The organism is Pseudomonas sp. GM79, from assembly GCF_000282495.1.
In the GTDB taxonomy this organism is placed as follows: domain Bacteria; phylum Pseudomonadota; class Gammaproteobacteria; order Pseudomonadales; family Pseudomonadaceae; genus Aquipseudomonas.
In genome coordinates this window covers 112,868-131,474 of sequence record NZ_AKJE01000032.1, presented here as the reverse complement: position 1 = coordinate 131,474, position 18,607 = coordinate 112,868, and the positions used below count along the sequence as shown (strand labels likewise).

Genomic DNA, 18,607 nt, shown 5'->3' with positions numbered 1-18,607 from the left:
GATCCATAACTCAGTGACAACCTGATGACTGCCAGACCCGTTGGGCGCTGTGATGGAGGATTCCATGACGGCGTGCCAGGGCCTTGCGGTCTTTGCTGTAACCACCGCCGATCACGCCGACCACCGGAATATCCCGGCCCAGGCAATGACGCATCACGCTTTCATCGCGAGCGGCGACGCCTTCGTCTGTCAGCTTCAGATAACCCAGGGCGTCGTCCTTATGCACATCGACGCCGGCGTCGTACAGCACCAGGTCCGGTTGGTAGAGCGGCAGCAAATAGTTGAGTGCGTCGTCCACCACTTTCAGGTAATCGGCATCGCCCATGCCCATCGGCAACGGAATGTCCCAATCACTTTCGGCTTTGCGTGCAGGAAAATTCTTTTCGCAGTGCAGGGAAACGGTTATCGCCTCAGGGGTGTTGTGCAGGATTCGTGCAGTCCCGTCACCCTGATGCACATCGCAGTCGAAGATCAGCACCCGATTCACTCGGCCACTTTCCAGCAGGTAATGGCTGATCACCGCCAGGTCATTGAAGATGCAAAACCCGGCGGGATGATCGTAATGCGCGTGGTGGGTGCCGCCGGCCAAGTGACAAGCCAAACCATGCTCCAGTGCCTGTTCGGCCGCCAGCAGCGAACCGCCGACCGCTCGCACCGTGCGCCGGGCCAGCGCTTCGCTCCAGGGCAAGCCGAGGCGTCGTTGATCTTCGCGGGACAATTCGCCGCCCATGTAGCGTTCGATATACGCAGGGTCATGGGCGAGGGCGAGAATCTCTGGCGGGCAGAGGTCCGGGCGCAGCAAATCGGTGTCGCGGGTCAGCCCACTGTCCACCAGGTGATCGCGCAGCAGGCGAAACTTGTCCATGGGGAAGCGGTGATCCGCCGGGAACTCGGGGCTGTAGTCTTCGTGGTAGATCAGTGGCAGGGGCATGGCAGATTTATACAGGAAGGCATGTAGGAATGAGTGAACGATCCTACCAGCGATGTAGACTTGCGGCATGGAAACGGGGGAGGAGGCACGATGGAGCCGATACTGGAACTCGAAAGCGCACGACTGTTGTTACGGCAGTGGCGTGATGAGGATTTACAGGCGTTTGCGGCGATGTGTGCCGATCCACAGGTGATGCGTTATTTTCCGGCACCCTTGAGTCGACTGGAAAGTGCCTCGTTGATCGGGCGGATTCGCGGGCATTTTGCCGAGCATGGTTTCGGTCTCTGGGCACTGGAGCGCAAGGACACCGGGGCGTTCATCGGGTTTACCGGGCTGGGTGTGGTCGGCTTTGATGCGCCATTTACGCCGGCCACTGAAATCGGCTGGCGCCTGGCGCGCGAGCACTGGGGCCTGGGCTATGCCGGTGAAGCGGCGTGGACCGCTCTGCGCTGCGGGTTTGATCGGTTGGCGCTGCAAGAGGTCGTCGCATTCACCACAAAGACCAATTTGCCATCCGAGAAAGTCATGCAAGCAATCGGCATGCACCATGCCCCCGCCGATGACTTCGAGCACCCGCGGCTTGCAGCCGATCATCCGCTGCGCCCGCATGTGTTGTACCGCATCACCCGTGAGCAATGGCTGCAAACCTTGCATGGATAAGCAGGCGCGGACGTTTACAATGGCCCTCATGTTGAACCGGCCATAAACTGAATCGACCGCCGCAGCCAAGACTGCGCGGCATTGCGTTGTGTGAGGAGAGTCTGAATGAGCCAAGTGTTGGAAGATCTGGTAGACCTGCTGACCCTGGAACCGATTGAAGAAAACCTGTTCCGTGGTCGCAGCCAGGACCTGGGGTTTCGTCAGTTGTTCGGCGGTCAGGTACTCGGCCAGTCCCTGTCGGCGGCCAGTCAGACAGTCGAGCCGGCGCGCCATGTGCATTCGATGCACGGTTATTTCCTGCGTCCGGGCGATGCCAAATTGCCGGTGGTGTATCAGGTCGATCGGGTGCGCGATGGCGGCAGTTTCAGCACGCGCCGGGTGACGGCGATCCAGAAGGGCCATCCGATTTTTACCTGCAGTGCCTCGTTCCAGTACGACGAAGAAGGCTTCCAGCACCAGACTGAGATGCCGCAAGTAGTCGGCCCGGAAAACTTGCCGTCGGAGCTGGAACTCACCCAACAGCGCGCGCACCTGATCCCTGAACACATGCGCGAAAAACTGCTGTGCCCGAAACCGATCGAAGTCCGGCCGGTGACCGAAAAAGACCCCTACAACCCGCAGCCTGCCGATCCCATCAAATACGTCTGGTTCCGTGCCGACGGTGCGTTGGCTGACACCCCGGCGCTGCACAAATACCTGCTGGCCTACGCGTCGGACTTCGGTCTGCTGACCACCTCGATGTTGCCCCACGGCAAATCGGTCTGGCAGAAAGACATGCAGGTCGCCAGCCTCGATCACGCCTTGTGGTTCCATGCCGACCTGCGCGCCGATGACTGGTTGCTGTACGCCATGGACAGCCCGTGGGCCGGCAATTCGCGCGGATTCTCCCGTGGCAGCGTGTTCAACCGTGCCGGGCAACTGGTGGCTTCGGTCACTCAGGAAGGCTTGATTCGTCATCGCAAGGATTGGGCGTGAGCCTGGCCGAGGTGCGGCACTGGGTGTTCGACATGGACGGCACCCTGACGGTGGCGGTGCATGACTTCGCGGCGATTCGCGTGGCGTTGGCGATTCCCGCCGAACACGACATCCTGACCCACCTCGCTGCGCTGCCGGCCGATGAAGCCGCGGCCAAACACGCGTGGCTGCTGGAGCACGAGCGGGATCTGGCGCTGGGTTCGAAACCGGCGCCGGGCGCGGTGGAACTGGTGCGTGAGTTGGCCGGGCGCGGTTATCGCCTGGGCATTCTCACGCGCAATGCTCGTGAGCTGGCGCATGTCACGCTAGAGGCTATCGGCCTGGCCGACTGCTTTGCGGAAGAGGATGTACTGGGCCGCGATGAAGCACCGCCCAAGCCGCATCCTGGTGGGTTGCTGAAACTGGCCGAAGCCTGGAAGGTGCCGGCGAGCGAAATGGTGATGGTTGGTGATTACCGCTTTGATCTGGATTGCGGCCGGGCGGCGGGAACGCGGACGGTGCTGGTGAATCTGCCGGATAATCCGTGGCCGGAATTGGCGGATTGGCACGCGCGCGATTGCGTCGAGTTGCGGCAATTGCTGTCGGCTTGAGGGATATGTTGTCGGGTTAACCGCTTTCGCGAGCAAGCCCGCTCCCACAGTAGATTTTGGTGTACACAAAATCTGTGTTCACACCGATCAAATGTGGGAGCGGGCTTGCTCGCGAAGGGGCACTTGCCGGCACCACAACCCTCACTGCCCGAACAACACCTTCTGCCCCTCAGGCGAGGTAAACATCCCGTCCCCATTGTGCCCGACCCCAGGCACTTCGATCAGTTGCTGACTCAACCCTTGCGGATGGCGCCGTTTCAGATAATTGAAATAGTTGCGCCCACGAATCAATCGAGAAGCACCCTGGGCTTTGGCCTCGCAACTTTTATCCAGCGCCGGATGATTCGGGTCGATGTCCTGCTGCCCGAGTAAATAAACGATGTCACGTTTGATGTAGTTTTCTTCGAGTTGCGCAGGTGTCTGCCCATCGGCATAGGCGGGCAGATCCGCCAGCCCGTATTTCCAGCGATTGAAATTCGGACATTTCGCGTGACTGAACGCCACCGGCCGTTGCTCATTGAAGTAGGCATACGACGAAGGATTGGCGATCACATAGCGCACTTTCACGCCCTCCGCGTCGAGGGCTGGCTGAGGGTGGCTCAGCAAGGCATAACGTTGAACCACCTGAGCGCCGCCGGAGTGACCGGCGATGACGATTTGCTTCACGTCCGGAAACTGTCGCCGATCACCCAGTCGCGCGATGATTTCGTCGAGCGCCGCATAGGCGCTCAGCGTAAACGGCGCGGTGGATAAACCGCCGGCCATCCAGTCATTGCCTTGCCAGCGTAAAACACTGTCAGGCACCGGATGGCTCGCGACGTCGGTTTCGTTGAGAAACTGCGGGGCGAGTACCAAGGTGTTCGCGCTTTGCCCGGCCTGCTCGGCAGCGCGTTCGGCGCTTTGGCGATAGGTTTCAGCATCGCGTAATCGACCATGGACGATGATCACCACACGTTCGATTTTTTCCGGTGTCGGGCCCATGCTCACCGCGATTTCCCCGGCGCTCAACAGCAAGCGCCCGGAACTGATCGCCTTGACCCCTTGCTCGGCAGCCTGGGTGCTTGCGCAGGTGATTAACAGAACCAGCAGCCACTTACGCATCACAGATTCTTCGCGGCAAAGGTGTCGCACTGGCTCACCTGGCCCTGTGCGAATCCGGCCTTGAACCAGCGCACTCGCTGGGCCGAAGTGCCGTGGGTGAAGGAATCCGGCACCACGCGGCCCTGACCTTGCTGTTGCAAGCGATCGTCGCCGATGGCGTTGGCGGCGTTCAAGGCTTCTTCGATGTCACCGGGTTCCAGCCAGTTCAGACGTTTTTGCGCATTGTTGGCCCAGACGCCGGCCAGACAATCGGCCTGCAGTTCCTGGCGCACCAGCAAACCATTGTCGCCTTCCATCTGCCGGCCCTGTTGGCGAGCGGTCTGAATCTTCGCTGAAACGCCGAGCAGGGTCTGCACGTGGTGTCCGACTTCGTGAGCGATCACGTAGGCCTGGGCGAAGTCGCCGGCGGCGGAAAAGCGTTGGGACATCTCCTGAAAGAAACTCATATCGAGGTAGACCTTCTGGTCAGCCGGGCAATAGAAGGGACCGGTTGCTGAAGTCGCCAGGCCGCAGGCCGAGTTGACGCGGTTGCTGAACAGCACCAGGGTCGGGTCTTTATATTGCCGATCGGCCTGCTGGAAAATCTGGCGCCAGGTGTCTTCGGTATCGCCGAGGATCGAGCGCACGAATTCGGCCCCTTCATCATTGGCCGGTGGCGCCTTGCGTGTTTGGGTGGGGGCCGGGGCTGACTGCTCACTCATTTGCCCGGTCAGTTGGCCGAGGATCTGCAGCGGGTCCTGGCCGGTGATCCAGCCGATCCCGACGATCAACAGGATCGCCGTCAGGCTCAGGCCCTTGCCTCCACCAAAACGCATTCCACCGCCCCCACCACCGACATCATCGCCACGGGCATCGACCACGTTGTCGCTGCGTCGGCCTTTTTTCCAAAGCATGGGGGATCCTCTTTTTTACCTGATGAAGGCGCATGGTGATGAGTGTTGCCGGTGAGTAGGTATGGCGCCAGTCCGGTCGTCTGACAGCCCTTGGCGACAAGGGTTCTGGTAAGTGGCGACATTAGCGGTTTCATGGACGGACGGGTACTGCAGGTTCGGTCAAGGCTGCTGCCGGACAGGTTCCAGATTTTGCTTCCTTCGAGTTGTCTTTTAGAATCAGTCAAATTTCGTTTTGGAATCCCCCATGGCAGGCAGTCAGATCGAACGTGTTTTCAGCGTGCTGGAAAGCCTTACCGGTGAACCTCAAGGTTTGCCGATGCAGACCCTGGCCGAGCAACTGGACATTCCCAAGAGCGCGACCCACCGTCTGCTCGCCGAACTGATTCGTCTGGGGTATGTGCGGCAGAATCCGCAAAACCTGCGCTATCACTTATCGACCAAACTGGTCGCCATGGGCTTTCGTTACTTGTCCGGCAGTGGTGCGGACATTGTCCAGCCAGTGCTGGATCGGCTGGCCCGGGAGACCGGCGAGCTGGTGCGTCTGGGGGTGATCGAAGGCGAGCGCCAGACCTGGATCGCCAAATCCCAGGGCGCCCGTTCCGGCCTGCGTTACGACCCGGACATGGGGCGCGATGCGCCGCTGTTCTATACCGCTTCCGGGCATGCGTGGCTGGCCAGCATGAGCGATGCCGAAGCGTTGTCGCTGGTTGAGCGCCAGGCCATCGAGAAGCCCGAGGGCCTTGGGCCCAATGCGCCACGCTCCAACATCGAACTGCTGGAGCGGCTGCGCCTGGCGCGGGAGCAGGGCTATGCCTGGGTCGAGGAAAGTTCGGCGGTAGGCACGTCGGCGATTGCTGCGGTTATCCGTCATCCACTGCAGGGGCGAGTGATCGGCGTGCTCAGCATTGCCGGGCCGAGCGCGCGGATGCCGGGAGCGCGACTGCATGAATTGGCACCGACGTTGTTGGCGTTCGCCCAAGAACTGTCGGCAGCGAGTCAGGCGTCGGAGCTCTTTAGCTGATAGCGCTTGCCCCCATCGATCCGGAAGTCGATAAAAAACCGTGCGCTGTTCGCACACTTTCAGACGCTGCAACTATAAGAATCTGGAACCGGGTTCTAAATTGTTGGAATTATCCCGCCAGAAGAGAACCTCGCCTTGACGTCGTCTATCAGCACCCCGCTCTGCGGCGTCAATCATCCTTTCAAAGGCATCCTGCTGGTGGTGGTCGCCACCTTTCTGTTTTCCAGCCATGACGCCTTGTCGAAATACCTCTGCGGGTTTTATCCGGTCGTTATGGTGGTCTGGGCTCGCTACGTGATTCACACCTTGTTGATGGCCGGGATTTTTCTCCCGCAATCCGGGTTGCGTGTCCTGCGCACCAAGCGGCCATTGCTGCAGTTGATGCGGGCGTTGTGCCTGTTGGGTACCAGTTTGTTTTTCACCACCGGTTTGCAGTACATCCCGTTGGCCGAAGCCACGGCGGTCAACTTTCTCGCACCGGTTCTGGTCACCGCGCTGTCGGTGCCACTGCTGCGTGAGCGGGTCACCCGCGGCCAATGGATCGCGGTGATTTGCGGATTTGTCGGCGTATTGATCATCGTCCATCCCGGCGGTGATCTGTTCACGCCTGCGGTGTTGCTGCCGTTCTGCTCAGCACTGTTTTTCTGCTTCTATCAATTGCTCACCCGCAAGCTCAGTGAAATCGACAGCCCGACCACCAGTAACTTCTTTGCTGGCCTGTGCAACACCTTGGTGATGAGTGCGTTGGTGCCGTTTTTCTGGAAAGTGCCAAGCCTTGGGCATGGATTGATGATGGTTGCACTGGGCGCCTGCGGGATGACGGCGCACCTGTTTCTGACCCAGGCGTTCCGCCATGCCGCCCCTGCGCTGCTGGCGCCGTTCGGCTATTGCCAGATTGTCTTTGCCGGATTGCTGGGCTGGCTGTTGTTTTCTCACACGCCGACCCTCACCACGGTGGTCGGGATCGCAGTGATTTGCTGCAGCGGGTTGGCGGCGGCGTGGCAACAAAGCCGCTGCTGAGGCCGGTCAAAACCTGAAACGCACCACCAGGTTTTGCAGGCCGGCCGCCAGTCGCGACAACTCCTGGCTGGTGGCGCTGGTCCGGGTCGAGGCGTCGGCGCTTTCCAGCGATAGATCGCGAATGTTCAGCAGGTTGCGATCCACTTCGCGGGCCACTTGCGCCTGTTCCTCCGAGGCACTGGCAATCACCAGATTACGCTCATGGATCTGCTCCATCGCCCGGGTTATTTCTGCCAGCGCCAGCCCAGCCTGTTCAGCAATCGACAAAGTTTCGGCGACACGCTGACTGTTGTCGTGCATCGACATCACCACACCGTCGGTCTCGCCCTGAACCCGGCCAATCATCTGTTCGATCTCCCGGGTTGATTGCTGAGTGCGATGCGCCAACGCCCGAACCTCATCGGCCACTACCGCGAAACCACGCCCGGCTTCCCCGGCCCGTGCGGCCTCGATGGCGGCATTGAGCGCGAGCAGGTTGGTCTGTTCGGCGATGGCGCGGATCACATCCAGCACCTTGCCGATTTCCCGGGACTGCTCGGCCAGGGTCTGGACCTGTTGCAGTGCGATACCCGCATTGCTGCTCATCGCCTGAATCGAGTCCAGGGTTTCAATCACCCGCGCCTGGCCCTGGCTGGCTTGCTGCGTGGACTGTCTGGTGCTATCGGAAGTCGACACCGCGTTGCGCGCCACTTCTTCCACCGCGACGGTCATTTCGTTGACGGCCGTGGCGGCCTGCTCGATTTCATTGTGTTGCTGTTGCAGCCGACTGGAATCCTGCTGAGTGCTCTGATTCATCTGCAGGGCGGCGGCCGCCAGTTGCGTCGACGTGCCGCTGATCAGTTGCAGGGTTTCGCGCAGGCTGGTCTGCATGGCTGACAGGGCCTTGAGCAAGCGTGCGGTTTCATCGGCGCCGTGGCTGCGGATCGGTTGACTCAGATCACCGGCGGCCACTTGCTCGGCCACTTCGACCGCCTGGCGGATCGGCATGACGATGCTGCGAATCAACAGCCAGGCCAGGCACAGGGTCAGGAGCGCGACCGCGATCAGCGCACCGATCACGGTGATTTTCACCTGGTTGTAGAGCGAGTCGGCCTGGTTGGCCGAGAGGCTGACTTCGTTGGCGCAAAGCGCCATCAATTCGGCGAACTGGTCACCGGTCTGGGTCGAGTAGTCCTGGATTTTGCCATTGAGCAACGCGGTCATTTCTTCGCTGCGGTTCTCCCGCGACAGCGCTTCGTATAGCGCCAGCGCCTGGCGGTAGCTGGTGACGGTGGCGACGAACTTTTCGTACGGCCCCCGGTTGTAATCACCGACCAGTGGGGTGAATTTTTCCAGCGTCTCTGTAAGCCACCCCTGCACTTGATGCAGGCGTGTGACGGTGGCGTCGAGCACTTTTGGATCGCGGTTGAGCGCCATGCGCAAGCTGAGCACGCGAATGCTCAGGATGTAGTCGCGGATTTCACCCAGGTGGCGAATGCTGGGCAGGGAGATGTTTTCAGTGTGCTGGCCGGTGGCTCGAACCTGCGCGACCTGTTTGAGGGCGAACAGTCCCTGCAACAGGACCAGCAGGGCGATGACGCCGAAGCTGATCACGGCACGCTTGGCGATGCTCAAGTTACCTGACGACATGGTGTGCCTCTGTGGCTTTGAGAAAAAAGGGAAATGGATAAACCGCGCGCATAAAAAAACGCAGGCCCGGGATCAGGCCTGCGTTTGAGGTGTATCAATCTTTTAAGGTCGGAATCTTGCGCGGTGCCATGAAGTACATCCAGGTCAGCGCGATGAAGTACATCGCCGGAATTATGGTGAACAGTACGGTGTAGTTGTTGTTGGTGACCGTCAGAATGTGGCCGACCAATTGGGTCATGAACATCCCGCCGATTGCCGCGCACATCCCGCCGAAGCCGAACACCGTACTCATCATGTGCTTGGGCGTGTAGTCCATCACCAGGCTCCAGATGTTCGCGGTCCAGGCCTGGTGCGCACCGATGGCCAGGGAGATGGCGAACACCGCGAGCCACAGGTTGCTTGAGCCGGCGGCCATGACCACGCCGATGATGCAGCAGGCGAACAGGAACATGGACATCAATCGCGCCTTGATCGGGTTGATCCCGCGACCGATCAGGAACGAAGACAGGATCCCGCCGCCGACGCTGCCGAAGTCAGCCGTGAGGTAGATGATGATCAGCGGAATACCCATCTGGGTCACGTTGATCCCCAGGTTGTATTGCTGATTGAGGAACGGCGGCAGCCAGTACAGGTAGAACCAGAACACCGGCGCGGTGATCGAGTAGGCGAGGGCGAAGGCCCAGGTGCCACGCATGCGCAGGATTCGCGAAAACGGTACGCGGGACTGTTCCGGCTCGACTTCCTTCTGGATGTAGTCCAGTTCCGATTGCTTGACGCTCGGATGATCTTCCGGGTTGAAGTACTTCAGACCCCAGAACAGCAACCAGATGCCGCCCAGTGCCGCCATGCACAGAAACGCGGCTTGCCAGCCCCAGGCGTGGAGGATCAGCGGCAGCAGCATCGGCGTGAACATCGCACCGACGTTGGTCCCGGCGTTGAAGATGCCGGTGGCCACGGCGCGCTCGCCGGCAGGGAACCACAACCGGGTGGTTTTCACGCAGGCCGGGTAATTCGCCGCCTCAGTCAAACCGAGAATGAACCGGCAGACCATGAAGCCCACCGCCGAAGTGGCCAGCCCGTGAGCGCCGGTGGCCAGGCTCCAGAGCAGCACCGCGCAGAAGAACACGCGTTTCACGCCGACCCGGTCGATCAACCGGCCCTGCAGCACGAAGCCGATGGCGTAGCCGACCTGAAACCAGAAGTTGATGTTGGCGTAGTCCATCGCCGTCCAGCTCATTTCCTTGGCCAGGATCGGTTGCATCACGCCCAGGGCGGCGCGGTCGATGTAGTTCAGGGTGGTGGCGAAAAATACCAGCGCCAGCATTCCCCAACGGGTTTTGCCGACGGCCATGGCGCCGCGGATTTTGTCGCCGATGCCGCCAGTGGCGACGCTTTGGGCCGAAGCCACGCGAGAGCTTTGAGAAGGAAACATGTATGCCATCCGTTCAATGACTGACAAGCGAGGCTTGTCGGGACTTCAAGGGCGCGTGATCAATCGATGGCGACGGGCGCGGGTGAGATTGATCGGCTGAGGTGTTTTCGTCGGGCTGACGACAACGCGTTATTCAGCGAGCGGCACGGTTCGGCCGAGGGGGCGCAAGCTTCGGATGGGTGCCAGGCGAGGTGCGAGGGCGGTGGAGCAAGCAAACAAGGCGTTGAATGAGCGCATGAGCGTGTACCCGTTTTTTGAAATTTTTATGTGGTGTTCAGGGTCTTTGGTAACCGAGTCCATGGGTCGTGACCGGACTCAATGTGTAGTCGATGTTGCGCAGTGGACGAAAAATCGTCAATTCGCCAACCGCCATTGTGTTCGATAATCGCCCGCAAAACTAACTGGGTAGTACACTTTGAATTGCTGTGTGGATTCGTCAAGACAATAATTTACCCAACAAGAATGTCCCCACCACCGGGAGTCGACACATGCAGCGTTCCATTGCCACCGTTTCCTTGAGCGGTACCCTGCCGGAAAAACTCGAAGCCATCGCCGCCGCCGGTTTTGACGGGGTGGAAATTTTCGAAAACGACCTTCTCTACTACGACGGCAGCCCTCGGGAAATCAGGCAGATGTGCGCCGATCTCGGAATCGCCATCACACTGTTTCAACCCTTCCGGGATTTCGAAGGTTGCCGCCGCGATCGCCTGCCGCGCAATCTGGAACGGGCCGAGCGCAAGTTCGATTTGATGCAGGAACTGGGCACCGACCTGGTGCTGGTGTGCAGCAACGCCTCGGCCGACTCCATCGGTGATGAGCAGATCCTGGTCGATGACTTGCGCCTGCTCGCCGAACGGGCCGGCGCTCGTGGTTTGCGGATCGGCTACGAAGCGCTGGCGTGGGGTCGGCACGTGAACACGTATCAGCAGGTGTGGAACATCGTGCGCCAGGCCGATCATCCGAGCCTCGGCGTATTGCTGGACAGTTTTCATACGTTGTCGCTCAAGGGCGATCCGAGCGCCATCGCCGAGATTCCCGGTGACAAAATCTTCTTCGTGCAAATGGCCGACGCGCCGATCCTGGCCATGGACGTGCTGGAGTGGAGCCGACATTTCCGTTGCTTCCCGGGCCAGGGCGAATTCGATCTGCCGGGCTTTCTCGCGCCGATCATCAAAAGTGGCTACACCGGCCCGCTGTCGCTGGAGATCTTCAACGACGGCTTCCGTGCCGCACCGCCACGGGCTAACGCCGCCGACGGTTTGCGTTCGCTGCTGTATCTGGAAGAGAAAACCCGCCAACGTCTGGAACAGGAAGCCACGCCAGCGGCCAATCGCGACATTCTGTTCGACACCCCAGGCGCCAGCGAATACAACGGCATCGAGTTTCTTGAATTCGCAGTGGACGAAAGCCTCGGCGCCAAGCTGTCCCATTGGCTGGAGCGGCTGGGTTTCGTCAAGGCCGGGCAGCACCGTTCCAAGAGTGTCAGCCTGTTGCGTCAGGGCGATATCAACCTGATCCTCAACTCCGAGCCTTATTCTTTCGCTCACAGTTTTTTCGAGTCCCACGGCCCATCGCTGTGCGCCACCGCCGTGCGGGTCAAGGACAGCGCCAGTGCGCTGGCCCGTGCCGTGGCTTACAAAGGCCAGCCCTATCGCGGACTCGTTGGCCCCAATGAGCTTGAACTGGCAGCGGTGCGTGCGCCGGATGGCAGTCTGATTTACCTGGTGGATCAGAGCGCCGACGTCTATGGCACTGACTTCAATCTGCAACCGACAGCCGTGGCCAGCGGTGGCCTCAAGCGTATCGACCACATGGCGATGGCGCTGCCCGCCGACAGCCTCGACAGTTGGGTGCTGTTCTATAAAAGCCTGCTGGATTTCGAAGCCGACGATGAAGTGGTGCTGCCCGACCCGTATGGTTTGGTGAAGAGCCGCGCATTGCGCAGCCGTTGCAGTTCGATCCGCCTGCCACTGAACATTTCCGAGAACCGCAACACCGCCATCTCACACGCGCTGTCGAGTTATCGCGGTTCCGGCGTGCATCACATAGCTTTCGATTGCGACGACATCTTTGCCGAAGTCAGCCGCGCCAAGGAGGCGGGCGTGCCGCTGCTGGATATCCCGCTCAACTACTACGATGACCTCGCCGCGCGGTTCGATTTCAACGATGAGTTCCTCAGCGAACTGGCCTATTTCAACGTGCTTTACGACCGCGATGCTCAGGGCGGCGAGCTGTTTCATGTGTACACCGAGCCGTTCGAAGGGCGCTTCTTCTTTGAAATCATCCAGCGCAAAAACGGCTACGCGGGTTACGGCGCGGCCAACGTCGCGGTGCGACTGGCGGCTATGGCCAAATCGCGAAGTGGTGGCGTACGTCAGGCAAAGTTGTAGGAAAATCGTAAACACGGGTACATAACTGCTGCCTCGCGGCTTCCTTCACTGTGCGCGGCAGCCCATAATCGCCAGCTTGTGCAGTGATGGCCGTGAGCCCGCAATGACAATAATTACAGAACTCTCCGTAGCGCCCGAAAAGCCAATTGCCGAGCCTCGCAAGAGTCGCAAGAACAACCCGGAAAAGACCCGCGAGAACATTCTTCAAGAGGCTATTGTCGAGTTCGTTCAGCAGGGACTTTCCGGTGCGCGCGTCGATGCAATTGCCGAACGCATCCACACCTCCAAACGCATGATCTATTACTACTTCGGCAGTAAGGAACAGCTCTACGTCGAGGTGCTGGAGAAACTCTACGGGGATATCCGCAGCACCGAGAACCGTCTGCACCTGGCCGAACTGGCGCCGGTGGAAGCGATTCGACGGTTGGTGGAATTCACCTTCGATCACCATGATCGCAACGTCGATTTCGTGCGTATCGTCTGCATCGAGAACATTCACAACGCCGAGTACGTGAAGCGTTCCGATGCGATCAAGGCGATGAACAACACCATCCTCGATTCACTGGGCGAGATTTTGCGTCGCGGCTGCGAAGAAGGTGTATTCCGCACCGACCTCGATCCATTGGATGTGCATCTGCTGATCAGCTCGTTTTGCTTCTATCGGGTGTCGAACCGCCATACCTTCGGTGAGATCTTTCAGATCGACTTGCCGGACGAAAGCATCAAGCAGCGTCATCGGGAGATGATTTGCGAGTCGGTTTTGCGATATCTGCAGGCCTGATTTGTAGGTCCCTTAAAAGATCGCAGCCTGCGGCAGCTCCTACAGGATCGGTTAAACGCCGATTACCCTGTAGGAGCTGCCGAAGGCTGCGATCTTTTGATCTTCAACCATTCATGCTCTGAAAATGCGCCAGCATCCGCTGAGCATCCGGCACCACGCCGCTGAACAGTTCAAACGCCTTCACCGCCTGAAACACCGCCATGTTGCCGCCATCCAGAGTTCGGCAACCCAGCGCGCGAGCGTTGCGCAGCAGTTCGGTTTCCAGTGGGAAGTAGACGATCTCCGCAACCCACAACTGCGCCCGAAGCAGCTCTACCGGCACTGGCATGCCCGGCAGCTTTTTCATGCCCATTGGCGTGGTATTCACCAGCCCGTCTGCCTGGCCCAACGTGCCTGGCAAATCATGCCCGGCCACGGCGCGACCGAAACCGAAATGCTGATTGAGGTTGTTCGCCAGCGACTGAGCGCGACTTTGATCCACATCGAAAATGCTCAGCAGCTGTACGCCTTCGCTCAATAGCGCGTGGGCCACTGCCGCGCCTGCGCCACCAGCGCCCATTTGTACGACACGCTCGAGAGCAACGCCTTGCAAGCCACGGCGAAAGCCTTCGGCAAAACCCAGGCAATCGGTGTTGTGGCCGATGCGTTTACCGTCCTTTAGGACCACCGTGTTCACCGCGCCAATACCGCGGGCTTCCGGCGACAATTCGTCCAGCAACGGGATGATCGTCTGCTTGCACGGGAAGGTGATGTTCAGCCCGGTGAAATTCATCCGTTCGGCGGCCATCAGCAGGTCGGGCAGGGCACTGCTGTCGAGCTTCAATTGATCCAGATCGATCAACCGATACAGGTAACGCAAGCCCTGCGCATCGCCTTCATGCTCATGCAGCGCGGGAGTGCGGGAAGCCTGAATGCCGGCACCGATCAGCCCGGCCAATACCACGGTGTTCTGTGTCATGACGCTTAACCTTCCAAACGATGGCTGAAATGCTCCAGCGCCAAACGATAGCCATGACTGCCGAAACCGCACATGACCGCAGTGGCGATGGACGAAACAAAGGAGTGATGCCGGAAGGGTTCACGGGCATGGACGTTGGACAGATGCACTTCGATCACCGGCAGTTCGCTGGCGACCAGGGCGTCACGAATGGCGACCGAGGTGTGAGTCCAGGCGGCCGGGTTGATGACGATCCCGGCGCAGCGGCCACGGGCGGCGTGAATCCAGTCGAGCAGTTCGCCTTCATGGTTGGTCTGGCGAAACTCCACCGTCAGGCCGAACTCTTCGGCAGCGCGACCGCACAGCGCTGAAATGTCCGCCAGGGTTTCATGGCCGTAAGTCGCCGGTTCACGGGTGCCCAGCAGGTTCAGGTTCGGGCCGTTGAGCACCAGAACGATAGGGGACATCGGGTCTCTCCACATATTATTTTTGGCATTGGCCGAGGGTTTCAGCCTGTGAGGAGAAATTGTACTAACTGGTTAATAAGGTCAATTGAAGAGGACGTCGGATCTGGATTATTTGTGCGGTGATCGGACATGCGCAAAAAGATCGCAGCCTTCGGCAGCTCACAGGTGCGATCTTTTCAGCGAGGCAGATGCTCAACCAGAAAATCGATAAACGCTCTTAGCCGCAACGGCACATGGCGGCTTTGCGGATACAGCAGAGTGAAAGGGCGGGAGCGTCCGCCATAGGGCTTGAGCACTTCCACCAGCGAACCGTCCGCCAGTTCCTTTTCGACGATGAAGCGATAGGTTTGAAAGATTCCGGCACCGCTTTTTGCCAGCGTCACGCCGCCCAATACGTCATCGGAGCAGCAGTAGTTGCCCTCGGCAAGAATCTCCAGCGACACATCGTTGTCGTTGAACAGCCAGGCAATCCGCCGCCCACTGCTGGGCAGTTCGTACTGGATGCATTCGTGCTGAGCCAAGTCATCCAGGGTCTGCGGGGTGCCGGCGCGCTTCAGGTAATCAGGGTTGGCAATCATCACCAGCGCGGCGTCCTCCAACGGCCGTGCAATCAGCCCGGAGTCGGGAATGGCCCGCACACGGATTGCCATGTCATAGCCTTCGCCGACGAAATCGATGTTGCGATTGCTGATGTGTGCCTCGACTTTCACGGCGGGAAAGCGCGCCCGAAACGCAGGCAGCAAGGGCAGGATTCGATGATGGGCATAGGTAGTGGGAATGCTGATGCGCAACGTGCCAGAAGGTTCTTGCTGCTGCCCCATCACCTCGCGCTGGGCCTCGACCAGTTGTGCGAGAGCCTCACGACACTCCTCGAAATAACGCCGGCCACTGTCGGTCAGCTTGACGCTGCGGGTGGTACGCGCAAACAGCCGCACATCCAAACGTTCTTCCATGCGCGACACCGAGCGGCTGACGGCGGCCGGGGTCACGCCTGCCACCTGGGCTGCGGCGGTAAAGCTGCCGGCTTCGGCGGCCAGGCAAAACAGTTCGATGCTGCCTAATTGAAGATCGTCGAAATGTCGCTGCATGATTGATTACACCGGGAATCAAATGAAGTGTTTGAAGGCTGTGTTTATCAAATGAGGGCACATAAATACAGGGTGTTTCACCTGCCAGTGCCGAGTTCAGCACCAGCCAGGCGATGCGGCGCTTTGATCGCCCACAAAAAAGCCGTCCAGTGGACGGCTGATTTGTATAGGGAAGCTGCGATCAACGACGGGTCAACAACACCCCGGATTCCATGTGATGGGTCCACGGAAACTGGTCGAACATCGCGCATTGGGTAATGCGGTGCGTGTCGTGCAGTTGGGCGATGTTTGCCGCAAGGGTTTCCGGGTTGCAGGAAATGTAGAGGATGTTGTCGAAGCGTCGGGTCAGTTCGCAAGTGTCCGGGTCCATGCCGGCGCGGGGCGGGTCGACGAACACGCTACCGAATTCGTAGCTCTTGAGGTCGATGCCGTGCAAGCGGCGGAACGGACGAACTTCGTTCAGTGCTTCGGTCAGTTCTTCGGCAGACAAACGCACCAGCGTGACGTTATCCACTGCGTTTTCGCTCAGGTTGCTGAGCGCTGCATTGACCGAGGTCTTGCTGATTTCGGTGGCCAGCACTTTGCGCACGCGGGTCGCAAGTGGCAGGGTGAAGTTGCCGTTACCGCAATACAGCTCCAGCAAATCGTCGGAGCGATCGCCGAGGGCGTCATACGCCCAGTTGAGCATCTTCTGGTTCACCGTGCCGTTGGGTTGGGTGAACGCGCCTTCCGGCTGGCGATAGCTGAAGGTGCGGCCGCCTACTTCGAGTTTCTCGACCACGTAATCGTGACCGATCACTTCGCGTTTGCCTTTCGAGCGACCGATGATGCTGACATTCAGGTCGGCGGCCAGTTTCGACGCGGCCGCGTGCCAGTGTTCGTCCAGCGGGCGGTGATAGCACAGGGTGATCATCGCATCGCCAGCCAGGGTGGTGAGGAACTCCACCTGAAACAGCTTGTGGCTCAGGGCCGCACTCGCTTGCCACGCCGCCTTGAGTTGCGGCATCAACTGGTTGATGCGAAGGCTGGCGATCGGGAATTCTTCGATCAGGATCGGCGTGCGTTTGTCTTCCTGGGAAAACATTGCGTAGTGGCGCTCGCCGGCTTCACGCCACAGGCGGAATTCGGCACGCAGGCGAAAGTTTTTCAGCGGCGAATCGAACACTGCAGGTTCGGGTGCATCGAACGGGGCCAGCAGGTCACGCAGGCGCGTGACCTTTTCTTCGAGCTGAACGGCGTAAGCCTGGGAGTCAAAAGTCATGCGTTGAACCAACCCAATTTGATCACGAACAGAATCGACAGAATCACTAGCGCCGAATTCAATTCACGGCCGCGACCGGACAACAACTTGATGGCCGTCCAGGAGATGAAACCGAAGGCGATGCCGTTGGCGATGGAATAAGTGAATGGCATGGCCAGGGCGGTGACCACGACCGGTGCGGCGACGGTGATGTCGTCCCAGTCTATTTCCGCCAGGCCGGATGTCATCAGTACGGCGACGAACAGCAACGCAGGTGCGGTGGCGAAGGCTGGAACGCTGGCCGCCAATGGCGAGAAGAACAGCGCCAGCAGGAACAGAATAGCGACCACGATGGCGGTCAGGCCGGTGCGTCCACCGGCACTCACGCCGGCTGCGGATTCGATGTAACTGGTGGTGGTCGACGTACCCAGCAAGGAACCGGCCATGGCCGCGGTGCTGTCGGCGATCAGGGCGCGGCCCATTTTCGGCATGTGGCCGTCCTTGCCCATCAGGCCGGCGCGCTTGGCGACGCCGATCAGCGTGCCGGAGTTGTCGAAGAGGTCGACGAACAGGAAGGCGAAGATCACGCTGACCAGACCGATGTCCAGTGCGCCTTTGATGTCCAGTTGCAGGAAAGTCGGTGCCAGCGACGGCGGCATCGACATCACGCCACCGAACGGGGTGAAGCCCAACAGGATGGAGACAATGGTCACCGACAGAATGCCGATCAGCACAGCACCGCGTACTTTCAGGGCTTCGAGGGCAACGATCAGGGCAAAACCAAGGGTCGCGAGAATCGGCGCCGGTTGCTTCAGATCGCCGAGGCCGACCATGGTCGCCGGGTTGCTGACCACGATGCCGGCGTTGTGCAGGGCGATCAGGGCCAGGAACAGGCCGATACCGGCGGCAATCGCCGAGCGTAGCGCCAGCGGGATGCTGTTGATGATCCATTCACGGATGCGGAAGATCGACAGCAGGAAAAACATCACCGCCGAGATGAACACCGCGCCCAACGCCACTTGCCAGGTGTGGCCCATGTGCAGGACCACGGTGTAGGTGAAGAAGGCATTCAGGCCCATGCCCGGCGCGAGGGCGATCGGGTAGTTGGCGATCAGGCCCATTGTTGCCGAGCCGATGGCCGCTGCCAGACAGGTGGCGACAAACACCGCACCTTTGTCCATGCCGGTCTCGCCGAGGATGCTCGGGTTGACGAACAGAATGTAGGCCATGGCCAAAAAAGTCGTAACGCCCGCCAGAATCTCGGTCCGCACGTTGGTGTTGTGTGCCTTGAGTTGAAACAGCCTTTCCAGCATGTCTGCTCCCCGTGGCGCGCCCGGCGCCGTGAATGTATCGACCTCAACAGCAAAGCACAGGCCGCTGCAGGCGCCTGGGTATTTTCTGTGGGTCGGAAAAAGCCGCGCATCATACCAGCAGCGTGGGGCTATGGCTGCT

Annotated in this window: 17 protein-coding genes; 7 read left to right on the top strand and 10 right to left on the bottom strand. The window is 59.8% G+C overall.

Features of this window, described 5'->3' with window-relative positions; translation table 11 throughout:
* Positions 1-10: 10 nt before the first annotated feature.
* Positions 11-931 (bottom strand): histone deacetylase family protein, encoded by a 921-nt coding sequence (locus PMI36_RS20355; protein ID WP_008070042.1) that lies wholly within the window; start codon positions 929-931, stop codon positions 11-13.
* 90 nt (positions 932-1,021) lie between these two features.
* Between PMI36_RS20355 and PMI36_RS20360 the strand changes: the two genes are divergently transcribed.
* The 3 genes from PMI36_RS20360 to PMI36_RS20370 all read left to right on the top strand — a co-directional run bounded on the left by PMI36_RS20360 (position 1,022) and on the right by PMI36_RS20370 (position 3,156).
* Positions 1,022-1,591: a GNAT family N-acetyltransferase gene (locus tag PMI36_RS20360; RefSeq protein ID WP_008070040.1), complete on the top strand. Its 570-nt coding sequence runs from the start codon at positions 1,022-1,024 to the stop codon at positions 1,589-1,591.
* Positions 1,592-1,696: 105 nt separating this feature from the next.
* The gene (gene tesB / locus PMI36_RS20365; RefSeq protein WP_008070038.1) at positions 1,697-2,566 is read left to right on the top strand and encodes an acyl-CoA thioesterase II; all 870 of its coding nucleotides are present in this window, start codon (positions 1,697-1,699) and stop codon (positions 2,564-2,566) included.
* On the top strand, positions 2,563-3,156 hold the full coding sequence (locus tag PMI36_RS20370; RefSeq protein WP_008070036.1) for an HAD family hydrolase: 594 nt from the start codon (positions 2,563-2,565) through the stop codon (positions 3,154-3,156). Before tesB ends, PMI36_RS20370 begins: the two co-directional genes overlap by 4 nt.
* Before the next feature lie 141 nt (positions 3,157-3,297).
* On the opposite strand, the gene PMI36_RS20375 is transcribed toward PMI36_RS20370, so the two are convergent.
* Both PMI36_RS20375 and ypfJ read right to left on the bottom strand, forming a co-directional pair.
* Positions 3,298-4,257 (bottom strand): alpha/beta fold hydrolase, encoded by a 960-nt coding sequence (locus tag PMI36_RS20375; RefSeq protein WP_008070034.1) that lies wholly within the window; start codon positions 4,255-4,257, stop codon positions 3,298-3,300.
* Positions 4,257-5,150: a KPN_02809 family neutral zinc metallopeptidase gene (gene ypfJ, locus PMI36_RS20380; RefSeq protein ID WP_008070032.1), complete on the bottom strand. Its 894-nt coding sequence runs from the start codon at positions 5,148-5,150 to the stop codon at positions 4,257-4,259. Before ypfJ ends, PMI36_RS20375 begins: the two co-directional genes overlap by 1 nt.
* A gap of 244 nt (positions 5,151-5,394) precedes the next feature.
* Here ypfJ and PMI36_RS20385 point away from each other — a divergent pair, with 244 nt between their 5' ends.
* The gene (locus tag PMI36_RS20385; RefSeq protein WP_008070030.1) at positions 5,395-6,171 is read left to right on the top strand and encodes an IclR family transcriptional regulator; all 777 of its coding nucleotides are present in this window, start codon (positions 5,395-5,397) and stop codon (positions 6,169-6,171) included.
* Between the two features lie 135 nt (positions 6,172-6,306).
* Positions 6,307-7,191, top strand: a complete 885-nt coding sequence (locus PMI36_RS20390) for a DMT family transporter (RefSeq protein ID WP_008070028.1) — start codon at positions 6,307-6,309, stop codon at positions 7,189-7,191.
* Positions 7,192-7,197: 6 nt separating this feature from the next.
* Here PMI36_RS20390 and PMI36_RS20395 read toward each other — a convergent pair whose 3' ends face one another.
* Together PMI36_RS20395 and PMI36_RS20400 are read right to left on the bottom strand one after the other, a co-directional pair.
* Positions 7,198-8,820: a methyl-accepting chemotaxis protein gene (locus PMI36_RS20395; protein ID WP_008070023.1), complete on the bottom strand. Its 1,623-nt coding sequence runs from the start codon at positions 8,818-8,820 to the stop codon at positions 7,198-7,200.
* A 94-nt stretch (positions 8,821-8,914) separates the two neighbouring features.
* On the bottom strand, positions 8,915-10,252 hold the full coding sequence (locus PMI36_RS20400) for an MFS transporter (RefSeq protein WP_008070021.1): 1,338 nt from the start codon (positions 10,250-10,252) through the stop codon (positions 8,915-8,917).
* A 488-nt stretch (positions 10,253-10,740) separates the two neighbouring features.
* Between PMI36_RS20400 and quiC the strand changes: the two genes are divergently transcribed.
* Both quiC and PMI36_RS20410 read left to right on the top strand, forming a co-directional pair.
* Positions 10,741-12,642 (top strand): 3-dehydroshikimate dehydratase QuiC, encoded by a 1,902-nt coding sequence (gene quiC / locus PMI36_RS20405; protein WP_008070019.1) that lies wholly within the window; start codon positions 10,741-10,743, stop codon positions 12,640-12,642.
* Positions 12,643-12,745: 103 nt separating this feature from the next.
* The gene (locus PMI36_RS20410; RefSeq protein WP_007895309.1) at positions 12,746-13,423 is read left to right on the top strand and encodes a TetR family transcriptional regulator; all 678 of its coding nucleotides are present in this window, start codon (positions 12,746-12,748) and stop codon (positions 13,421-13,423) included.
* Positions 13,424-13,526: 103 nt separating this feature from the next.
* Here PMI36_RS20410 and PMI36_RS20415 read toward each other — a convergent pair whose 3' ends face one another.
* The 5 genes from PMI36_RS20415 to PMI36_RS20435 all read right to left on the bottom strand — a co-directional run bounded on the left by PMI36_RS20415 (position 13,527) and on the right by PMI36_RS20435 (position 18,468).
* Positions 13,527-14,381 carry a shikimate dehydrogenase gene (locus PMI36_RS20415; protein WP_008070017.1) on the bottom strand — a complete coding sequence of 285 codons (855 nt, stop codon included), beginning with the start codon at positions 14,379-14,381 and terminating at the stop codon, positions 13,527-13,529.
* A 5-nt stretch (positions 14,382-14,386) separates the two neighbouring features.
* Positions 14,387-14,827, bottom strand: a complete 441-nt coding sequence (aroQ, locus tag PMI36_RS20420; RefSeq protein ID WP_008070016.1) for a type II 3-dehydroquinate dehydratase — start codon at positions 14,825-14,827, stop codon at positions 14,387-14,389.
* Positions 14,828-15,003: 176 nt separating this feature from the next.
* Positions 15,004-15,915 carry a LysR family transcriptional regulator gene (locus PMI36_RS20425; protein ID WP_008070013.1) on the bottom strand — a complete coding sequence of 304 codons (912 nt, stop codon included), beginning with the start codon at positions 15,913-15,915 and terminating at the stop codon, positions 15,004-15,006.
* A gap of 181 nt (positions 15,916-16,096) precedes the next feature.
* The gene (trmA, locus tag PMI36_RS20430) at positions 16,097-17,176 is read right to left on the bottom strand and encodes a tRNA (uridine(54)-C5)-methyltransferase TrmA (RefSeq protein WP_008070012.1); all 1,080 of its coding nucleotides are present in this window, start codon (positions 17,174-17,176) and stop codon (positions 16,097-16,099) included.
* Entirely contained in the window at positions 17,173-18,468 is a 1,296-nt protein-coding gene (locus PMI36_RS20435) for an NCS2 family permease (RefSeq protein WP_007895297.1), read from the bottom strand. The genes trmA and PMI36_RS20435 overlap by 4 nt, the downstream gene beginning before the upstream one ends.
* Positions 18,469-18,607 lie beyond the last annotated feature (139 nt).

What these genes read in the sequence shown, in the direction of transcription:
- PMI36_RS20360 (WP_008070040.1), top strand. Translation starts at nt 1,022, where the DNA reads ATGGAGCCGATACTGGAACTCGAAAGCGCACGACTGTTGTTACGGCAG.
- PMI36_RS20395 (WP_008070023.1), bottom strand. Translation starts at nt 8,820, where the DNA reads ATGTCGTCAGGTAACTTGAGCATCGCCAAGCGTGCCGTGATCAGCTTC.
- PMI36_RS20385 (WP_008070030.1), top strand. Translation starts at nt 5,395, where the DNA reads ATGGCAGGCAGTCAGATCGAACGTGTTTTCAGCGTGCTGGAAAGCCTT.
- PMI36_RS20435 (WP_007895297.1), bottom strand. Translation starts at nt 18,468, where the DNA reads ATGCTGGAAAGGCTGTTTCAACTCAAGGCACACAACACCAACGTGCGG.
- PMI36_RS20355 (WP_008070042.1), bottom strand. Translation starts at nt 931, where the DNA reads ATGCCCCTGCCACTGATCTACCACGAAGACTACAGCCCCGAGTTCCCG.
- tesB (WP_008070038.1), top strand. Translation starts at nt 1,697, where the DNA reads ATGAGCCAAGTGTTGGAAGATCTGGTAGACCTGCTGACCCTGGAACCG.
- PMI36_RS20410 (WP_007895309.1), top strand. Translation starts at nt 12,746, where the DNA reads ATGACAATAATTACAGAACTCTCCGTAGCGCCCGAAAAGCCAATTGCC.
- aroQ (WP_008070016.1), bottom strand. Translation starts at nt 14,827, where the DNA reads ATGTCCCCTATCGTTCTGGTGCTCAACGGCCCGAACCTGAACCTGCTG.
- PMI36_RS20425 (WP_008070013.1), bottom strand. Translation starts at nt 15,915, where the DNA reads ATGCAGCGACATTTCGACGATCTTCAATTAGGCAGCATCGAACTGTTT.
- ypfJ (WP_008070032.1), bottom strand. Translation starts at nt 5,150, where the DNA reads ATGCTTTGGAAAAAAGGCCGACGCAGCGACAACGTGGTCGATGCCCGT.
- PMI36_RS20415 (WP_008070017.1), bottom strand. Translation starts at nt 14,381, where the DNA reads ATGACACAGAACACCGTGGTATTGGCCGGGCTGATCGGTGCCGGCATT.
- PMI36_RS20375 (WP_008070034.1), bottom strand. Translation starts at nt 4,257, where the DNA reads ATGCGTAAGTGGCTGCTGGTTCTGTTAATCACCTGCGCAAGCACCCAG.
- PMI36_RS20400 (WP_008070021.1), bottom strand. Translation starts at nt 10,252, where the DNA reads ATGTTTCCTTCTCAAAGCTCTCGCGTGGCTTCGGCCCAAAGCGTCGCC.
- quiC (WP_008070019.1), top strand. Translation starts at nt 10,741, where the DNA reads ATGCAGCGTTCCATTGCCACCGTTTCCTTGAGCGGTACCCTGCCGGAA.
- trmA (WP_008070012.1), bottom strand. Translation starts at nt 17,176, where the DNA reads ATGACTTTTGACTCCCAGGCTTACGCCGTTCAGCTCGAAGAAAAGGTC.